The organism is Nitratireductor sp. PBL-C9 (genome assembly GCF_050877045.1).
Taxonomy (GTDB): Bacteria; Pseudomonadota; Alphaproteobacteria; order Rhizobiales; family Rhizobiaceae; genus Nitratireductor; species Nitratireductor aquimarinus.
The window spans coordinates 248,955-265,747 of record NZ_JBPAXW010000003.1; the positions used below are offsets into that span (position 1 = coordinate 248,955).

The window sequence follows — 16,793 nt, forward strand, 5'->3', positions numbered from 1 at the left end:
ATCCTGCTGACTACGGTTTATCGCCAGTTCTGTAGATGCGGCGGATCAGCTCCGCGACAGCCTTGTAGAACTGTGATGGAATCAAACTATCAACCGAAACTTGTTTGTACATGGATCGGGCGAGCAGTGGCTCTTCGAAGACGGGGATGTTATGATTCGTCGCTATCTCCCTGATTTTCAGCGCAATGAGGTCCTGCCCCTTCGCAACCACGACGGGCGCTGCGTCCTCGTCACGGCGATATCGAAGGGCAATTGCAAAGTGCGTCGGGTTGGCGATCACAAGCGTGGCCTGCGGCACGGCCGACATCATGCGCTGGCGTGCGCGGTCGCGGGCGAGTGAGCGCAGGCGTGCCTTGACGATCGGATCGCCCTCCACCTGCTTGTGCTCATCCTTCACTTCCTGCTTGGTCATGCGCAGGTCGACACGCCACTGATGGCGGGACCAGAACAGATCGGCCACCGCGATCACCGCCACCACGAGCGTGACAACCACGAGGCTTTCCACAGCAATGTCGCGGATGACCGTGCTGAACTCGACCGGATTGGTGATCATCCCGGCAAGCAGGCGGGTCTCCGCCTCACGCATCGCAAATATCAGGAACCCGCCCGCCACAAGGATCTTGCCAAGGGATTTGGCGAATTCGACCATGCCCTTGACGCCGAAGATGCGGCTCCAGCCTTCCTTGAGCGAGATGCGCGAGACCTTCGGCTTGATGCGGTCGAGCACGAAACGGGGCGTGTTTTGCAACACCGAAGCTGAAATGCCGGCGGCCACCAGAAGCAGCATCACGACGCCGACCACCTTGGCGATCTCGAAGAACACCAGCTGATAGATCGCCATCGCATCCGAGCGGGTTTCGAGCGCCCAGCCATCGGCCCGTTCAAGGAAGGTCGACAGGAAGCTGCTCAGCCGCACCGCGCTGTCCTGGGCGAAGAAGATCGTGAAAGTGAGTATCGCCAGAAAAGATGCAAAAACAGGCACCTCCTTCGAGAAAGGCAATTGTCCCTTCTCGACGGAGTCACGGATTTTCTTCTCCGTGGCCTCTTCTGTTTTGCTTTCCTTGTCAGCGCCTTCCGCCATCAGACCCTTCGCTCAAACGCATTCAGACCAGACCGGCCGCCCGGAACGCCTTGTCAGGCGCGACCCGGACAGGCCTTGCGAAAAGCGTCAGGCGGCGGCCTGCTGCTGCATTCCGGGCAGTTCGAAACTGCCCTGCTGCGACAGCTGAACCGCCATCGCGGAAATGCGCTTGCGGGCCTGATGGATCTCCGTCTCCGGCACATCCTCGGAACCGACACTGAGTTCCGCCTCGATCATGCGCCGCGTGCGCTGGCCAAGAGCGGAAAGAACCGCCTCCACCGCATCGGGCGAAGCATTGCGCAGCGCGGTCGTGACAAGATCGCTCGAAAGACCGTCGAACAGGGCGACGCGCGCCTTCTGGTCGAGAAGAACGATCTCCTCGAAGCTGAAGAGCTGCGAACGGATGGCTTTCACATCGCTCGTGCCGCTGCGCTCCAGCTCGTGGATGACCTCGTCGGCCTGTTCCTTGTCGAGTTCGTTGAGCAGCGAAGCCACGCGCGCCAGACCCACGGTGGAATCCTTGCCGGCGCGCATGTCGCGCAGCAGATCGGCCATGCGGTTCTCGATCAGCTTCTTGGCCGCAGCCGGCATGTCGCCGGTGGCCGCCATGCGCGCCACAACGGCGGTGCGCAGCGCCTTTTCCAGGCTCACCAGAACCTTGGCCGCAATCGCCGGCGAAATACCGCTCAGAATGGCGGCGATCACCTGCGGATGCTCGCTCGAAACCAGTTCGATCAGCTCTTCGGATTTCAGCTTTTCCAGCTCGGCCCAGATTTCCTCGGCCTCGCCGGCCTTCGGGTCGTTGCGTCCCATGAGGAGGTTCATCTCCTCCTCGGAAAGCGTCTCGGTCAGAATGGTGTCAATGCTGTCGGCAGAATCCAGCAGGCCGGCGCCTTCGGTAAACTCGGCCTCGAATTCGCCGACCACCTTTTCCAGCTCCGCCTGCGGAATGGTCCGCAAAAGGCGTGCGCCTTCCATCAGCGCCTTGAGCTCATCCTGCTTGAAGAATTTGAGCAGGCGGCCCGCTGCGGGCTTGCCCATAGCCACCAGAATGGTGGCCGCTTTCTGCGCCTGTGTCAGAGCCAGAGCTTCCGTCATGACCAATCCGACCTTTCTCTTCGCAATCCAGTTTACTGGGCAGAAGCCCTGCCGGCAATTTCCGTAAGCTTCACGCCAAAGCGCGAAGGATCATCCTCGACCAGCGTGATCTCGCCGCGCGCGATGCGCCGGCCGTTCACCACGATCTCCACCGGCTCGCCGACACGACGGTTCAGCGAAACCGTCGATCCCTTCTTGAGCGCCATCAGCTGGGAAACAGGCATTTCCGCACTGCCCAGAACGATCTGCACCTCAACCGGAATGCTCATCACCAGTTCGGGATTGCTCGCAAAAGACCCGGCTTCGCCGCTGGTGCCCGACGTTTCCTCGTGGAGAACGTCCTTCAGCTCCTCAATGGCCTTGTTGAGCTCTTCCTCGCCGTTTTCCTGCGGCTCAGGCTCGGCATTGGTCATAGTCATTCTCCTTCACCGCGTTCCCGGCGCATCATTGCGCCAGAAGACCTTCGACGACGTCCTTGCGGGCATCGAAGGGTTGTTTGATCCGCACCGTGTAGTGATGTCCGGCCTTGCCGAAATCACAGGTGAACACCGTCTTGTCGCGCACCGCCAGCCGCGCCTCGGGCTGCGCGCCGTCACCGAACTCAATGACCTGGCCTTCGTGCAGCGAGGCAAGCTCGCCGAGCGCCATGCGCATCAGCGGGATGGTCGCGCGAATGCGCACATTGGAGCGCATCACTTCATCGCTGAAACGATTGTGCCAGTCGGCCGCCTTCGCATTCTGCTGGCGCTGGTCGCTGCCTTCCAGCTCCCGCGCTTCCAGAAGCAGGCGCTGGGGCATCCAGGCCGTAAGAACGCCGCCGCTTTCCTCACCGCCGATAGCGAAGCGCATCCGCACGCCCGGCCCGTCGCGAACGACGAAACGGCGGAAATCCGCTCCCGATTGAACGGTCGGCAGCAAAAGGCGCAGGCCAAGCGAGCGAGCGCCCTTGCCATTGAGAGCCTTGGCGAAAATATCAAATGTCAGCGCCGCCACATCGCGCTCAATCGCCGATGGCGGGCGCTGCAGCGGAACAGCCGGCAGTTCCGGATTGCCGCCAAACATCGTCCCCACGAGAATGGAGATGGCCGTCGGGTCAAGACGCATGGTCAGCGCATCGCCCGAAACTTCGCCGGCGATGACCGCGAGCGCGTCGCAGCAATCTTCCTTCGGCTTCAATTCCGCCAGTCGAACGATCTCCACATCGATCAGCTCAACCTTCACCGCTGCGGGGAGTTTTTCTTCCAGAGCGTCCATCACGCGCGTCAGGGCGCGGGTCGCACAGGAGCGCGCTGCTTCCGACACGCGGCGCGGATCGCCGGTGGCTCCCACCAGACGCTCCACGACGAGCGCACGCATCAGTTCTGGATCTTCGGTCAGCGCCATGGTCGGTTGTTGCTCCGTTGACGATCGCGCATCACGCGGCCTGCTTGTCACCGGCCCCGCCGGTATTCATCGTGCTCTGCTCCACCGCATCGATGGTCGGCCGGTCATGGGCCGAAATGGTCTTGCGGCCGAACTCCAGCGCCACCTGCGGCAGCGAGCCGTTCATGTAGGCAAGCAGCGTCTGCTTCACGATCACGTAAAGCCGGTTCTTCTTCTCACGCACGATCTTGATCTTGGTGGCGATCGGACCGACCACCGCATAGGACATGAAAATGCCGAGGAAGGTGCCGACGAGCGCCGCGCCAACCAGGCCACCCAGAATTTCAGGCGACTCGTTGATGGCGCCCATGGCCTTGATAACGCCCAGCACCGCCGCAACGATGCCCAGCGCCGGCAGGCCCTCGGCCACCGCAACGAGCGCATTGTAGGATTTCAGCTTGTCGCGGCGGATGGTCTGGATTTCCTCATCCATCAGCGCCTCGATCTCGAACGGACGGGCATTGCCGATGATGATGATGCGGCAGTAATCGCAGATGAAGCTGGTCAGATCCTTGTTCGCCAGCACCGTCGGGTAGGACTGGAAGATCGCCGATTCCTCGGGATTGTCGATATGCGCTTCCACTTCGCTGCGCGACTTGGTGCGCAGTTCCCGCATCAGGCTGTGAAGAACGCCCAGCGTCTCCAGATAGTCCTTTTCCTTGGGAACCGAGCCCTTCAGGGCTTCGACACAGGCTTTGCCGGCGTCCTTGACCGTCGACATCGGATTGGCGACCAGAAACGTTCCGAAAGCCGCGCCGCAGATGATCACGACCTCCCAGGGCTGGAGAAGCACGTCCACATGGCCGCCCATCGCCATGTAGCCGCCAATCACGCAGCCGAGCGTTACCACGAGTCCGACAAGAATACCCATCTATACCGCCATCTTTTACAGGCCTTTTCTCCTGTGTACCCGCCGTGGCTTGCGTGAGGCTTGAATCCCGGAACGGCGTGCGGAAAGCCTCGCGCAAGATACGCAGACTAATTTGGCGCAACCGAAGATGGCGGAGGGTGCGCCTTGATCAACACGTTCACGAGCTACAACCTGATCAACCGCGACTTGTCGCGCTCGCTGGAGCGCGTCCAGTCCCAGCCAATGGTGCAGCGCGAAACGGAATATTATCAGCAGAACATCGGCCGGGTGACCTCCATCGAGGAATTCGTCAATGATGACCGCCTGTTCCGCTACGCCATGAAGGCGCACGGTCTGGAAGACATGGCCTATGCCAAGGCTTTCATGGTGAAGGTGCTTGAAGAAGGCATCAGCGACCCGGAAAGCTTCGCCAACAAGCTGACCGACAAGCGCTATATCGAGTTCGCCCGCACCTATAATTTTGCCGCTGGCGGCCCCGACACCACGAATTACAATCCGGCCCAGAAGGGCACCGTCGACAAATATCTCACGCGCGCCATCAAGAATGGCGTCCCGCCAAACGACCCGACGCTGATCGCCAGCCTCAACAACTATCTGGCGAAGATCCCCGACATCAAATCGGTCGACGATCTGATGGGCGATCAGGAGATGCTGACCTTCGCGCTCATGGCGCATGGCTTCGATGTCGAGGAGGTGATCGACCTCCGCTTCCTGCGCTCGGTGCTCGAAGGCGGGATCGACGACCCGCAAAGCCCGGCCAACCAGACCGAAGACAAACGCTACAGGGCGCTGGCCGAAGCGTTCAACTTCGCCCGCTATGGCGAGGACGCGACGACCTACAACATCGCCAACAATCTGGCCGTCGAGCGCTATATGCGCCAGACGCTCGAAGAGGATGCCGGCAAGGAAAACGAGGGCGTGCGGCTTGCGCTCTATTTCCAGCGCAAGGCCCCCGAATTCCGCTCCTACTACGAATTGCTGGCCGACAAGGCCATCGCGCAGGTGGTGCGCACCGCGCTCGGCTTTCCCCCTGCGCTGGCGCAGGCCGACATCGACAAGCAGGTCGAGATGATCAAGGAGCGCGTCGAGATCGCGGACTTCAAGGATCCCGACAAGCTTGAGGATTTCCTGAAGCGCTTCACCACCATGTGGGAGCTGGAAAACCCCTCCGGCTCGCAGCAGACCTCCATCGCCGCGCTGTTCAGCCAGCCGGCGGAGTTCGGCATTTCCACCGACATGCTTTTCACCATTGCGCAGTTAAAGAGGTAGCAGACCAGATGCAGACCGGACTTTACGTCGCTCTTTCTTCTCAGGTCGCACTGGAAAAGCGCTTTGGAACACTGGCCGACAATGTGGCCAATGCCGGCACGGTGGGCTTTCGCGGCACATCGGTGAATTTCCGGGATCTGGTGAGCGGCGACGGGCCGGATTCCGTCTCTTTCGCCGCACCCGGCTCCCCCAACATCGACACCCATCAAGGGGGCCTGCGCGAAACCAAGAACCCGTTCGATTTCGCGGTACAGGGGGAAGCCTGGTTTGGGCTCGAAACACCGGCGGGAACCGTGGTCACGCGCGATGGCCGCTTCACCATGCGTGAGACGGGCGAACTGGTCAGCCTCGACGGGCACCCGGTGCTTGATGCCGGCGGCGCGCCGCTGCTGCTCGATCCGCTGGCCGGCCCGCCGGAAGCCAGCGCCGATGGCACACTGCGCCAGAATGGCCAGCTTGTCGGCGCCATCGGCCTCTATGAGTTCGCCCCCTCGCAAAACTACGCCCGCTTCGGCAATTCCGGCTTCGTTGCCGATGACGCACAGCCCGTTGTCGATCAGCCCGGCGTCGGCGTGGCGCAGGGCTTTGTGGAAGAAGCCAACGTCAATCCCGTGCAGCAGATGATGAACCTCATCGAAGTGCAGCGCACCTTCGAGCACGTGTCGGCGCTCATGAGCGATAGCGACACCGCGCTCAAGGACGCCATCAAGCTTCTGGGTGGGTGAGCATCACCGTGACAGAACTGCCCTCCTCCGCAACGCCGCCACGGGAAACCGTGCTGACCGCCCTGGAAGAAGCCTATCGGCGGATTGCAGGCGATGCGCGTTTTCTCGTCAGCCATGGCGGCCGGGTGAGCGAGGTCTCACCCAGCCATTACAGCGTGCGCGGCCTGTCGGAAACGGCAAGGCTTGGCGATCTCGTGTCGCGTCGCGGCCGCAATGGCGGCGCTGCGGGTGCGGGCGAAGTCGTGCGGATTGCCCGCGACGGCGTGGTGGTTGCGCCTTATGAACGGGCCGGTGAAGTCGGGCTCGGCGAAGCGGTCTTCAATCGCGGACCGCTCAGCCTCGCCCCCGGCCCCTCATGGCGTGGCCGCGTGGTGGATGCGCTCGGACGCCCCGCAGATGGCGGCCCTGCGCCCGCCGGCGGACCGGTCACCACGGGCCAGGCCCCCGTCACACCGCCCGCCATGCAGCGCCAGCGGGTTTCGGAAGGTTTCCGCACCGGCGTGCGCGTGATCGACATTTTCACACCGCTCTGCCACGGGCAGCGGCTTGGTGTCTTCGCCGGTTCCGGCGTCGGCAAATCGACGCTTCTTTCCATGCTGGCGAATGCCGACGCATTCGACACGGTGGTGATCGCGCTCGTTGGCGAGCGTGGCCGCGAAGTGCGCGAGTTCCTCGAAGACACGATTGGCCCGCAGGGCATGGCGAAATCCGTGGCGGTGGTCGCCACCAGCGACGAAAGCGCCATGATGCGCCGCCGTGCGCCGGACACGGCCATGAGCATCGCCGAATATTTCCGCGACCGTGGCGACCGGGTTCTGCTCATCGTGGATTCCATCACGCGCTTTGCCCACGCCCTGCGCGAGGTCTCCATCGGAGCCGGCGAACCGCCGGTCGCGCGCGGCTACCCGGCCTCGGTCTTCACCGAACTCCCCCGCCTTCTGGAACGCGCCGGCCCCGGCGAGACGGGAAGCGGCTCCATCACCGCCATCCTGTCGGTGCTGGTCGATGGCGACGATCACAATGACCCGGTGGCCGATGCAGTGCGCGGCATTCTCGACGGTCACGTGGTGCTCGACCGCGCGATTGCCGAACAGGGGCGCTTTCCACCCGTCAATCCGCTGGCCTCGATCTCGCGTCTTGCGGACCGGGCCTGGACCCCGGACGAAAAGCGCCTCGTCACGCGGCTGCGCGCCATGATCGCCCGCTTCGAGGACACACGCGACATCCGCCTGCTCGGCGCTTATCAGCCCGGTCATGACCCCGAGCTCGATCAGGCCGTGCGGCAGATCCCGCTCATCTACGACGCCCTCACGCAGTCGCCGAACGATCAACGCTCCGCCGATCCCTTCACGGATCTGGCGATGAAACTGAAAGCCGGGGAGCCGGTACAATGACAATCAGACTGGCAAGTCTCGAACTTCCGGACGGGCGGCGAACGGAGCCCAACCCGACCGCAGCAGACCCCATGCCCGATCCCCCGCAGGCGGCAAAGGCAGCGCCACGGCGCAGGTCCGGTTTCCTGCCCCGGCGCATACCAAAGCCCGGCATGCTGCACACGCCGAGCAGCAGCCGCAGCGACTGGATGATCATGCTGGGCGGGATCGGCCTCGCCGCCGTCTGCGCCATGTTCCCCTGGTACATCTTCTTCAATCAGGAACAGTTCGGCGTGCGCCCGATGACCTTTGCCGGACGTCCCACGCCGGAAGGCCCATCGCGCGACGCCCTGCCCGCGCTCATCGGCGCGCGTCTGCCCACCAACATGATCCCGTTGCCGCAGGTGGATTACACCGCCACCGGCACCGTGGACCGTGGACCGGCGGCGGTGCTCGAGGATCAGCCCTTCCCCGGAGACGAGCCGGGCTTTCGCCTGGTTCACGTGGTCGGCGGCCGCGCCATGATCGAAGACGAAGATGGCTACTGGATGCTCCAGCGCGGTTCGCGCCTGCCCGATGGCAGCCGCATCTCCCGTATCCAGTGGAAGAATGGCCACTGGGAAGTGATCACCTCACGCGAACTCGTCATCACGCTTTCCGCCGACGCCGGCAACGGCACGTAAGGCCCGCACAAGACTGGCTGCCTAAAGTGCCGGAAGACATGTTCGCATAGACCGAGAGACTTGCCAGATGCAGCCCGTCAATCTGTTCGACCTCGCCACACAGCAGGCCAAATGGCTGTCCGTGCGTCAGACGACGGTGGCCAGCAACGTCGCCAACATCAACACGGCCGGCTACAAGGCGCTGGAAGTGGAGCCGTTCGAAAACGTTCTGAACGGCACGCGGGTGGCGCTCCGGAACACCAATCCGAACCATCTGCAGTTTGGCGCAACGAATGCCTCCTTTTCCGTGACCAGCAAGGATGACCCGGCAGTCCTGCCATCGGAAAACACGGTGAACATGGAAGACGAGCTGTCCAATGCCGGCGAGGTGCGCCGCTCGTTCGAGCTCAACACTGCCATCGTCAAGGCGTTTCACCGCATGCTCATGACCACGTCGAGGGGGTAAATCTTGGATCCGCTTTCCGCTTCCCTGAAAGTCGCCGCATCCGGCCTGCAGGCGCAGTCCGAACGCATGCAGGTGGTTTCGGAAAACCTGGCGAACGCCAAGTCCACCAGCGACGTCCCCGGGGGCGATCCCTATCGCCGCAAGACGATAAGCTTCGTCGCGGAACTCGACCGCAATATCGGCGGCAGCGTCGTCGAGGTCGGCTCGGTCGCCCGCGACCCGTCCGATTTCACGTTGCAGTTCGACCCCGGCCATGAGGCGGCGGACGAGCGCGGCTACGTGAAGATGCCGAATGTGAACGTGCTGATCGAAATGGCCGACATGCGCGAGGCCAATCGCGGTTACGAAGCGAACCTGCAGGTGATCAAGCAGGCGCGCGAACTCATTTCCATGACCATTGATTTGATGCGGAGCCAGTCATGATCCCTCCAGTCGGCAGCATTGCCCCTTCGACCCTGACCGAGACCACGGGCCTTCAGCCCACCCGCCAGATGCCCGCATCCGAAACCGGCGAGGCTTTCTCCGCCATGCTCGGCGAGGCGGCGGCCAGCACGGTTGCCAAGCTCAACCATGCCGAAGGCGTTTCGCTCAAGGCCCTGCAGGGCGAGGCCGACACCCGCGAAGTGGTGGATGCCGTGATGAGCGCCGAACAGGCGCTGCAGGCCTCCATCGCCGTGCGCGACAAGCTCGTCACCGCCTATCTCGACATCAGCCGCATGGCCATCTGAGGAGCCTGATCCATGAAAGCCCTTTCGATCGCCGCAACCGGCATGAGCGCCCAGCAGCTCAACCTCGAAGTCATCGCGAACAACATCGCCAACATCAACACGACGGGCTTCAAGCGCGCCCGCGCCGAGTTCTCGGATCTGCTTTACCAGACCGAGCGCATGCAGGGCGTGCCGAGCCGCGCCAATCAGGCCATCGTGCCGGAAGGCGCGAATGTCGGTCTTGGCGTGAAGGCCGCAGCCGTGCGCAACCTCCACATTCAGGGCCCGATGAACAACACGGGCAACAAGCTCGACGTGGCGCTGGTCGGCAAGGGCTGGTTCGAGATCGAAGGCACCGATGGCGAGCCGCTCTACACTCGCGCCGGCTCCTTCAACACCAATGCCACCGGCCAGCTCGTGACCACGCAGGGCTACAACGTCAATCCGGCCATCATCGTGCCGGAGGACGCCATCGAGATCGTGATCAACAAGACCGGCCAGGTCTTCGCCCGTCTCGACGGACAGGCCGACCTTCAGGATCTCGGTCAGCTCACGCTCGCCAATTTCGCCAATGAAGCGGGTCTCGATCCGATCGGCGACAATCTCTTCCGTGAGACGCCGGCTTCCGGCGAGGCCATTCAGGGCGTGCCGGGCGATCCGGGCTTCGCCGTCATCGAACAGGGCTATCTCGAAGGCTCCAACGTGGACCCGGTGAAGGAAATCACCGAGCTGATCTCCGCGCAGCGCGCCTATGAGATGAACTCCAAGGTCATCCGCGCGGCCGACGAAATGGCCGCAACTGTCACCCAGTCGATCCGGTAGGTTCGCATGATACGGCACAACCCCATCCCCGCGCTTTTCCTCGCACTGGCAAGCCTCTTCGCCACGGGCCTTTCGGCTGTGGCGCAGGAGCAGGCGGTTGTGTCCACCCGCGTCATCTATCCCGGCGAGACGATCTCCGTCGATGCGCTCAACGAGGTGATGCTGCGCCGCCCGCCGCGCGGCAACACCGCCGTTGCCCGCATGCTGGAAGACATTGACGGCAAGGTCGCCCGGCGCACCCTGCTGCCGGGCCGGCTCATTCCCATCAGCTATGTCCGTGAGGCCTATCTGGTGGAAACGGGCAGCCCCGTCACCGTCACCTTCAATGAAGGCGCGCTCTCCATCTCGCTGCGCGCCGTGCCGCTTGAGCACGGGGCAGCCGGTGACATGATCCGCCTGCGCAATATCGAAAGCGGCCGCACCTTCACCGGTGTGGTCCTCGCTGACGGAACCGTCGAGGTCGGCGCCATATGATTTCCCGTCTCCTTTTCGCAGTGATGATGAGTGTCACGCTGGCCCTCCCGGCCGGCGCGGCTTCGCGCATCAAGGACATCGCCGTCTTGCAGGCCGCGCGCGACAACCAGCTTGTCGGCTACGGTCTGGTGATCGGCCTTCAGGGCAGCGGCGACAGCCTGCGCAACTCGCCCTTCACCGAACAGTCCATGCGCGCCATGCTCGAAAATCTCGGCATCGCGTCCGAAGGCGTGCGCTCGCGCGCCAAGAACGTCGCCGCCGTCATCATCACGGCAAACCTGCCGCCCTTCGTTCAGTCGGGCGCACGCATCGACGTCAACGTCTCTTCGCTGGGCGACGCCACATCGCTTGCCGGCGGCACGCTGGTCATGACGCCGCTGCGCGCTGCCGATGGCGAGATCTACGCCGTGGCGCAGGGCTCCGTCATCGTTTCCGGCTTCAATGCGCAGGGCCAGGCCGAAACGCTGACCCAGGGCGTGCCCACATCCGGACGCGTGCCCAGCGGCGCAATCATCGAGCGCAAGGTCGAGGCCTCCATGTCCGACAGCGCAACGCTGGTGCTTCAGCTGCGCAATGCTGATTTCTCGACCGCCGTGCGTGTTGCCGACGCCATCAACTCCTACACCGGCCCGCGTTTCGGCGCGCAACTCGCCAAGGAAGAAGACGCGCGCACCATCCGCATTCGCCGGCCCAAGGGCGTTTCCTACGCCCGTTTCTACGCCGAGATCGAAAACCTGATGGTCGAATCCGACGGACCGGCCCGCGTCGTGGTGGATGAGCGCAGCGGCACCGTGGTCATCGGCAATGATGTGCGCATCTCCCGCGTCGCCATCAGCCATGGCGCGCTCACCGTGCGCATCACAGAAACGCCGCGCGTAGTTCAGCCCGAACCCTTCTCGCGCGGGCAGACGGCTGTCGAGCCGTTCACCGAAATCGAAGCCACCCAGCCGGACGCCAGAGTGGCGGTGCTGGACGGCCCCAACCTGCAAACCCTCGTTTCCGGCCTCAACCGGCTGGGCGTGAAGCCCGATGGCATCATCGCCATTCTTCAGGGCATCAAGTCCGCCGGCGCGTTGCAGGCCGAACTCGTGCTGCAATAGGTGCGCCGCATGTCTCGCAGGAACCCATTGAAGAAATTCGCAACGGGCGCTTTCGCCGGCGTTCTCCTTGCCGCGCAGCTTGCACCGCTGCACGCGCTGGCAGCAGAAAATCCCGCCGCCATGAAGCCCGCCGAAGTGGAACGCTTCTGCGCCAACATCGCCGATGCGGCGCGCGATCGCCGTTACGCCCTTCAGGCCATGGAGCTGGAAAAGCTCAAGGGCGAAGTAGACGAACGCATCGCGGCTCTTGAGCAGAAGCGGGCCGACTACGAAGGCTGGCTCCAGCGCCGCAACATCTTTCTGGCGCAGGCCGAGGCAGGCATTGTCGAGATCTATTCGTCCATGCGGCCCGACGCCGCCGCAGAACGACTGGCGGAAGTGCGCGTCGAACTCGCCGCCGCCATCCTGATGAAGCTCGAGCCACGCACGGCCGGCATCATCCTCAATGAAATGAACAGCAAGTCCGCAGCGACGCTGACGACCATCATCGCCAGCGCCGCGCGGCCGGAGGACCCGTCATGACGTTCCGGCCCCTACTGATTCTGCCGCTGGCGCTGGTCGCCGGCTGCTCGCAGTCGATGAAGGAAATCGGCAAGGAACCGGCCATGACCCAGGTCGGCGCGACCATCGACCCGGAAGTCATGGCCGCCTACAATTATCCAAAACGCCCGGCCCCGGCCCTCACCCGCTATTCGCTGTGGGACGACAAGCAGAGCCGGCTCTTCACCGATGCCCGCGCGCTCAATGTGGGCGACATCCTGACGGTCGAAATCTCGATCAACGACAAGGCGCGTTTCAAGAACGAGTCGGAGCGCTCCCGCGACGCCTCGCGCAGCCTTGGCCTGTCCGGCTCCTATTCGGTGGGCGGTGCCGGTTCTTCAGCAGCAGCCGAAGGGCAGATTGGTTCGGGCACCTCCACCACCGGCGGCGGCCAGACGGAGCGCTCGGAAAACATCCGCCTGCTCGTTGCAGCCGTCGTCACGCAGGTTCTGTCCAACGGCAATCTGCGCATCCGCGGCACGCAGGAAGTGCGCGTCAACGCGGAACTGCGCATCCTCACCATTGAGGGCATCGTGCGGCCGAGCGACATCAACCCGCAGAACATGATCTCTTACGAACGCATCGCCGAAGCGCGCATCTCCTATGGCGGGCGCGGACGGATCAGCGAGGTTCAGCAGCCGCCCTACGGCCAGCAGTTCCTTGATCAGGTGCTTCCCTTCTAACCCGCCGCTGGAGCCTCAACACGCATGGCGCTGCTCGAACAACAACCACCGGAAAGCAAGGGACCATCCCTCGTCGTCCAGCTGGCCATCCTGCTGGTCATGTCGGCGCTTGCCGGTGGCGCTGCCTGGTTCGCCGGCAGCTATCTGGAAAGCAGGACCGCCGTCGAGGAAAGCGGCACGGCGGAAAGTGAAGACGCAGCGCACGGCAATGCCGGCAGCGAACAGGCTGCCGTTCCCGGTCCAGTTGGCGTCTACACGATCGAGCCAATCACCACCAATCTCGCCGAGCCCAGCGAAATCTGGGTGCGCGCGGAAATGGCGCTGGTCTTCGAGGGTGAGCCCGACCCGGTTATTGCCGAGGCCGTCCATCAGGATCTCTTTGCCTATCTGCGCACGATCAAGCTGCGCCAGGTGGAAACGGCCAGCGGCTTCCAGCATCTGCGCTCCGATCTGGAAGAACGCGCCAGAGTTCGCAGCGACGGCGCCGTCAAGCAGATCCTCTTCAGGGCGCTGTTGTTCGAATGAAACGTTTATTCCTGACCCTTGCCGCCGTGCTTGCGCCCTCCGCAGCGGCGGCGCAGTCCATCGATCTTGGCGCGCTGACCGGCGCGGACGGATCGACCATCGGCACGATCATCCAGCTTTTCGGCCTGTTGACGGTTCTCTCCGTCGCGCCCGGCATCCTGATCATGGTCACAAGCTTCACCCGCTTTGTGATTGCCTTCTCGATCCTGCGCGCCGGCATGGGCCTGCCGACCACACCGGCCAACCTGATCCTGATCAGCCTTTCGCTGTTCATGACCTTCTACGTGATGGCCCCCACATTCGACCGGGCCTGGGCGGACGGCATCCGGCCGTTGATGAACAACGAGATCAGCGAACAGGACGCGGTGCAGCGCATCACGGAGCCGTTCCGTGGCTTCATGGTCAACAATGTGCGCGAGAAGGATTTCGCCCTCTTTGCCGACCTCGCCGCAGAACGCGGCAATGCCGACATCGACGTCACGGTCGAAAGCGCCGATCTGCGTGTGCTGGTGCCTGCCTTCATGATCTCTGAAATCCGGCGCGGCTTCGAGATCGGCTTCCTGATCGTGCTGCCATTCCTGGTCATCGATCTGATCGTCGCAACCATCACCATGTCGATGGGCATGATGATGCTGCCACCGACCGTCGTATCGCTACCGTTCAAGATACTTTTCTTCGTCCTGATAGACGGGTGGAACCTGCTCGTGGGCAGTCTCGTCCGGTCATTTGTTTAGGGCTTTGATCCAGAAGTGCGGGGCGGCGTGATCCGCCCTGCCTGAAGAGCCGACAAAAATTTTCCAGACTCTTCCAAATTAACTTTCCCGGTTATCCTTTTGGTAGGAAATCGCCGCCATAAATGCTCGTGCATGGCGGACAGATCCTGCAACGGGATCAAGGGCATGATGCCACTCCGTCAAACCGGTCAGCCCGGTATGTCCCTCGTTTATTTTGTATTTCAGGGGCGTTTATCCCATGTCTAGTCTTATGACCAATGCGTCGGCAATGACCGCGCTGCAGACCCTCAACACCATCTCCAAGAACATGGCCACCACCCAGTCCCGCATTTCGACGGGCCTGCGCGTTGGTGAAGCTGCCGACAACGCAGCTTACTGGTCGATCGCGACTTCGATGAAGTCCGACAACAAGGCCCTGTCCAGCGTTCAGGATGCTCTGGGTCTCGGCGCCGGTAAAGTCGACACGGCTTACACGGGCATCAACGAAGTCATCGACACCGTCGACAAGATCAAGCAGAAGCTTGTCACGGCACGCGGCGCTTCGCAGGAAGACCAGCAGAAGATCCAGGGCGAAATCAATTCGCTTCAGGAGCACATCACGTCGGTCGTCGGCAACTCCAACTATGCCGGCTCCAACATCATCCAGGACAACGCCGATGTTAACATCGTCGCTTCCTACAACCGCACCGGCACGACCGTCTCCATCGACGAAGTCACGCTGACGGGCGCCGAAGTTCTGGTGCTCGATGCAGCCGGCACCGCCGGTACTGCAGCAAACGTTGTTGCAACCGCTCTGTTCGACGCTTCCGGCGGCCAGGTTGCCGACGCGGCAGTCGACACGGCTCTTGGCACCGTCGAGACGGCTCTTGCCGCCCTCGCCGACCAGGCAGCAGAGCTCGGCGCAGCCAAGTCGCGCGTCGATCTGCAGAAAGACTTCGTTGGCAAACTCTCCGACGCCATCGAGCGCGGTGTTGGCCAGCTGGTCGATGCAGACATGAACGAAGAGTCGGCCCGTCTGTCGGCCCTGCAGGTTCAGCAGCAGCTGGGCATTCAGGCGCTGTCGATCGCCAACTCCAACTCGCAGAACATCCTTTCGCTGTTCCGCTAATGGATTGATCCCGGTGCTCAGGCACCGGTATCTTTCACAAGACCCGCGGGCCGTTCGCAAGAACGGCCCGTTTTTTATTGGCCTCATCCATAACAGTTAACCTGCGTTAACAGCCTGTTAACCATGTGTGCCTACCTATTGTTAACCATACCCGGCGTCATCGCATGGCGCTGATCGGGGGCGGCTGAACAAAGGGGTGATCACGTGGCCAGCATCATGACCAACACATCTGCAATGGTTGCATTGCAGAGCCTGAAAATGACCAACAAGTCCATGGACGTGGTTCAGGGCCGCATCTCCACCGGTTATCGCGTCGCCGAGGCAAGCGACAACGCCGCCTACTGGTCGATTGCAACGACCATGCGCTCCGACAACAAGGCGTTATCCGCCGTGCAGGACGCACTCGGTCTGGGCGCAGGCAAGGTCGACACCTCTTACACCGCCATGAACAACGTGCTGGAAGCCGTCGACGCCATCAAGTCGAAGCTGGTCACCGCACGCGGCGCAAGCGCCGAGAACCAGGGCAAGATCCAGGCCGAAATCAGCATCCTGCTTGACCACATCAAGAGCGCCGCCACGGGCGCAAGCTATGCCGGCACCAACATTCTGGCGACCGACGACACCGGCGATATGGAAGTGGTTTCCGCCTACAACCGCTCCTCCGCAGGCGCTGTCACCGTTGGCACCATCAAGATCGACATCGGCAGCGTCAAGCTGTTCGCTGCCGGCGGCGCCGCCGGCGGTCTGGCTGACGACATCATGCTGATCGACATCGTCGCCAACGGCACGGACGCCCAGATTGACGGTTATCTGACCGATATCGAAACCGCCCTATCGGCAATGTCCAATGCCGCAGCCGATCTCGGCGCGGCGAAGACCCGTCTCGACCTGCAGAAAGACTTCGTCTCCAACCTGATGGATTCCATCGAGCGCGGCGTCGGACAGCTTGTCGATGCCGACATGAACGAGGAATCCACGCGCCTGCAGGCCCTTCAGGTTCAGCAGCAGCTAGGCATTCAGGCCCTGTCGATCGCCAACCAGAACGCCCAGAGCATTCTCGCGCTGTTCAAGTAAGACACCGCACCGCACATCCCGGTATTCTTTCCAATGGGGCCGCGAAACGGCCCCATTTC

21 protein-coding genes are annotated in these 16,793 nt (G+C 62.7%); 16 read left to right on the forward strand and 5 right to left on the reverse strand.

All coding sequences use genetic code 11. The features are described 5' to 3' along the window. Nucleotides 1–10: 10 nt before the first annotated feature. From flhB to motA, 5 genes are all read right to left on the reverse strand, one after another. On the reverse strand, nt 11–1,081 hold the full coding sequence (gene flhB, locus ACRTG1_RS08695; RefSeq protein WP_206544139.1) for a flagellar biosynthesis protein FlhB: 1,071 nt from the start codon (nt 1,079–1,081) through the stop codon (nt 11–13). Nucleotides 1,082–1,168: 87 nt separating this feature from the next. Beyond that, a complete protein-coding gene (locus ACRTG1_RS08700) occupies nt 1,169–2,179 on the reverse strand; it encodes a FliG C-terminal domain-containing protein (RefSeq protein ID WP_113152860.1) in 1,011 nt (336 codons plus the stop codon). A gap of 32 nt (nt 2,180–2,211) precedes the next feature. Then, nucleotides 2,212–2,598: a flagellar motor switch protein FliN gene (gene fliN, locus ACRTG1_RS08705; RefSeq protein WP_222473998.1), complete on the reverse strand. Its 387-nt coding sequence runs from the start codon at nt 2,596–2,598 to the stop codon at nt 2,212–2,214. A gap of 25 nt (nt 2,599–2,623) precedes the next feature. After that, entirely contained in the window at nt 2,624–3,562 is a 939-nt protein-coding gene (locus ACRTG1_RS08710; protein WP_206553685.1) for a FliM/FliN family flagellar motor switch protein, read from the reverse strand. 31 nt (nt 3,563–3,593) lie between these two features. Next, nucleotides 3,594–4,472, reverse strand: a complete 879-nt coding sequence (gene motA, locus ACRTG1_RS08715; RefSeq protein ID WP_113152863.1) for a flagellar motor stator protein MotA — start codon at nt 4,470–4,472, stop codon at nt 3,594–3,596. A gap of 144 nt (nt 4,473–4,616) precedes the next feature. Between motA and ACRTG1_RS08720 the strand changes: the two genes are divergently transcribed. The 16 genes from ACRTG1_RS08720 (at nt 4,617) to ACRTG1_RS08795 (ending at nt 16,734) form a co-directional block, all read left to right on the forward strand. Beyond that, nucleotides 4,617–5,741 carry a DUF1217 domain-containing protein gene (locus ACRTG1_RS08720; RefSeq protein ID WP_206553686.1) on the forward strand — a complete coding sequence of 375 codons (1,125 nt, stop codon included), beginning with the start codon at nt 4,617–4,619 and terminating at the stop codon, nt 5,739–5,741. Nucleotides 5,742–5,749: 8 nt separating this feature from the next. Continuing rightward, nucleotides 5,750–6,466, forward strand: a complete 717-nt coding sequence (flgF, locus tag ACRTG1_RS08725; RefSeq protein ID WP_432516096.1) for a flagellar basal-body rod protein FlgF — start codon at nt 5,750–5,752, stop codon at nt 6,464–6,466. An 8-nt stretch (nt 6,467–6,474) separates the two neighbouring features. Next, entirely contained in the window at nt 6,475–7,860 is a 1,386-nt protein-coding gene (fliI, locus tag ACRTG1_RS08730; protein WP_245447652.1) for a flagellar protein export ATPase FliI, read from the forward strand. Continuing rightward, complete coding sequence (locus ACRTG1_RS08735; RefSeq protein WP_206994820.1) at nt 7,857–8,522, forward strand: hypothetical protein; 666 nt, start codon at nt 7,857–7,859, stop codon at nt 8,520–8,522. Before fliI ends, ACRTG1_RS08735 begins: the two co-directional genes overlap by 4 nt. A gap of 67 nt (nt 8,523–8,589) precedes the next feature. After that, nucleotides 8,590–8,967 carry a flagellar basal body rod protein FlgB gene (gene flgB / locus ACRTG1_RS08740; protein WP_113152868.1) on the forward strand — a complete coding sequence of 126 codons (378 nt, stop codon included), beginning with the start codon at nt 8,590–8,592 and terminating at the stop codon, nt 8,965–8,967. A 3-nt stretch (nt 8,968–8,970) separates the two neighbouring features. Continuing rightward, entirely contained in the window at nt 8,971–9,390 is a 420-nt protein-coding gene (gene flgC, locus ACRTG1_RS08745) for a flagellar basal body rod protein FlgC (RefSeq protein ID WP_113152869.1), read from the forward strand. Continuing rightward, nucleotides 9,387–9,695: a flagellar hook-basal body complex protein FliE gene (locus ACRTG1_RS08750; RefSeq protein WP_206544144.1), complete on the forward strand. Its 309-nt coding sequence runs from the start codon at nt 9,387–9,389 to the stop codon at nt 9,693–9,695. The genes flgC and ACRTG1_RS08750 overlap by 4 nt, the downstream gene beginning before the upstream one ends. Before the next feature lie 12 nt (nt 9,696–9,707). After that, a complete protein-coding gene (flgG, locus tag ACRTG1_RS08755; RefSeq protein ID WP_113152871.1) occupies nt 9,708–10,496 on the forward strand; it encodes a flagellar basal-body rod protein FlgG in 789 nt (262 codons plus the stop codon). 6 nt (nt 10,497–10,502) lie between these two features. Then, the gene (flgA, locus tag ACRTG1_RS08760) at nt 10,503–10,970 is read left to right on the forward strand and encodes a flagellar basal body P-ring formation chaperone FlgA (RefSeq protein ID WP_113152872.1); all 468 of its coding nucleotides are present in this window, start codon (nt 10,503–10,505) and stop codon (nt 10,968–10,970) included. A gap of 23 nt (nt 10,971–10,993) precedes the next feature. Beyond that, on the forward strand, nt 10,994–12,070 hold the full coding sequence (locus tag ACRTG1_RS08765) for a flagellar basal body P-ring protein FlgI (protein WP_244974854.1): 1,077 nt from the start codon (nt 10,994–10,996) through the stop codon (nt 12,068–12,070). A 27-nt stretch (nt 12,071–12,097) separates the two neighbouring features. Then, a complete protein-coding gene (locus ACRTG1_RS08770) occupies nt 12,098–12,592 on the forward strand; it encodes a MotE family protein (RefSeq protein WP_246747192.1) in 495 nt (164 codons plus the stop codon). Then, the gene (gene flgH, locus ACRTG1_RS08775; RefSeq protein ID WP_113152875.1) at nt 12,589–13,293 is read left to right on the forward strand and encodes a flagellar basal body L-ring protein FlgH; all 705 of its coding nucleotides are present in this window, start codon (nt 12,589–12,591) and stop codon (nt 13,291–13,293) included. Before ACRTG1_RS08770 ends, flgH begins: the two co-directional genes overlap by 4 nt. Nucleotides 13,294–13,317: 24 nt before the next feature. After that, complete coding sequence (locus tag ACRTG1_RS08780; RefSeq protein WP_113152876.1) at nt 13,318–13,818, forward strand: flagellar basal body-associated FliL family protein; 501 nt, start codon at nt 13,318–13,320, stop codon at nt 13,816–13,818. After that, nucleotides 13,815–14,552: a flagellar type III secretion system pore protein FliP gene (gene fliP / locus ACRTG1_RS08785; RefSeq protein ID WP_206553691.1), complete on the forward strand. Its 738-nt coding sequence runs from the start codon at nt 13,815–13,817 to the stop codon at nt 14,550–14,552. The genes ACRTG1_RS08780 and fliP overlap by 4 nt, the downstream gene beginning before the upstream one ends. 238 nt (nt 14,553–14,790) lie before the next feature. Beyond that, a complete protein-coding gene (locus ACRTG1_RS08790; protein ID WP_206544146.1) occupies nt 14,791–15,660 on the forward strand; it encodes a flagellin in 870 nt (289 codons plus the stop codon). 204 nt (nt 15,661–15,864) lie between these two features. Further along, complete coding sequence (locus ACRTG1_RS08795) at nt 15,865–16,734, forward strand: flagellin (protein WP_206544147.1); 870 nt, start codon at nt 15,865–15,867, stop codon at nt 16,732–16,734. Nucleotides 16,735–16,793 lie beyond the last annotated feature (59 nt).

Excerpts from the sequence above, each read along its gene's own strand:
- flhB (WP_206544139.1), bottom strand. The coding sequence starts at position 1,081 with ATGGCGGAAGGCGCTGACAAGGAAAGCAAAACAGAAGAGGCCACGGAG.
- ACRTG1_RS08700 (WP_113152860.1), bottom strand. The coding sequence starts at position 2,179 with ATGACGGAAGCTCTGGCTCTGACACAGGCGCAGAAAGCGGCCACCATT.
- fliN (WP_222473998.1), bottom strand. The coding sequence starts at position 2,598 with ATGACTATGACCAATGCCGAGCCTGAGCCGCAGGAAAACGGCGAGGAA.
- ACRTG1_RS08710 (WP_206553685.1), bottom strand. The coding sequence starts at position 3,562 with ATGGCGCTGACCGAAGATCCAGAACTGATGCGTGCGCTCGTCGTGGAG.
- motA (WP_113152863.1), bottom strand. The coding sequence starts at position 4,472 with ATGGGTATTCTTGTCGGACTCGTGGTAACGCTCGGCTGCGTGATTGGC.
- flgF (WP_432516096.1), top strand. The coding sequence starts at position 5,750 with ATGCAGACCGGACTTTACGTCGCTCTTTCTTCTCAGGTCGCACTGGAA.
- ACRTG1_RS08735 (WP_206994820.1), top strand. The coding sequence starts at position 7,857 with ATGACAATCAGACTGGCAAGTCTCGAACTTCCGGACGGGCGGCGAACG.
- flgB (WP_113152868.1), top strand. The coding sequence starts at position 8,590 with ATGCAGCCCGTCAATCTGTTCGACCTCGCCACACAGCAGGCCAAATGG.
- ACRTG1_RS08750 (WP_206544144.1), top strand. The coding sequence starts at position 9,387 with ATGATCCCTCCAGTCGGCAGCATTGCCCCTTCGACCCTGACCGAGACC.
- flgG (WP_113152871.1), top strand. The coding sequence starts at position 9,708 with ATGAAAGCCCTTTCGATCGCCGCAACCGGCATGAGCGCCCAGCAGCTC.
- flgA (WP_113152872.1), top strand. The coding sequence starts at position 10,503 with ATGATACGGCACAACCCCATCCCCGCGCTTTTCCTCGCACTGGCAAGC.
- ACRTG1_RS08765 (WP_244974854.1), top strand. The coding sequence starts at position 10,994 with ATGATGAGTGTCACGCTGGCCCTCCCGGCCGGCGCGGCTTCGCGCATC.
- flgH (WP_113152875.1), top strand. The coding sequence starts at position 12,589 with ATGACGTTCCGGCCCCTACTGATTCTGCCGCTGGCGCTGGTCGCCGGC.
- ACRTG1_RS08780 (WP_113152876.1), top strand. The coding sequence starts at position 13,318 with ATGGCGCTGCTCGAACAACAACCACCGGAAAGCAAGGGACCATCCCTC.
- fliP (WP_206553691.1), top strand. The coding sequence starts at position 13,815 with ATGAAACGTTTATTCCTGACCCTTGCCGCCGTGCTTGCGCCCTCCGCA.
- ACRTG1_RS08790 (WP_206544146.1), top strand. The coding sequence starts at position 14,791 with ATGTCTAGTCTTATGACCAATGCGTCGGCAATGACCGCGCTGCAGACC.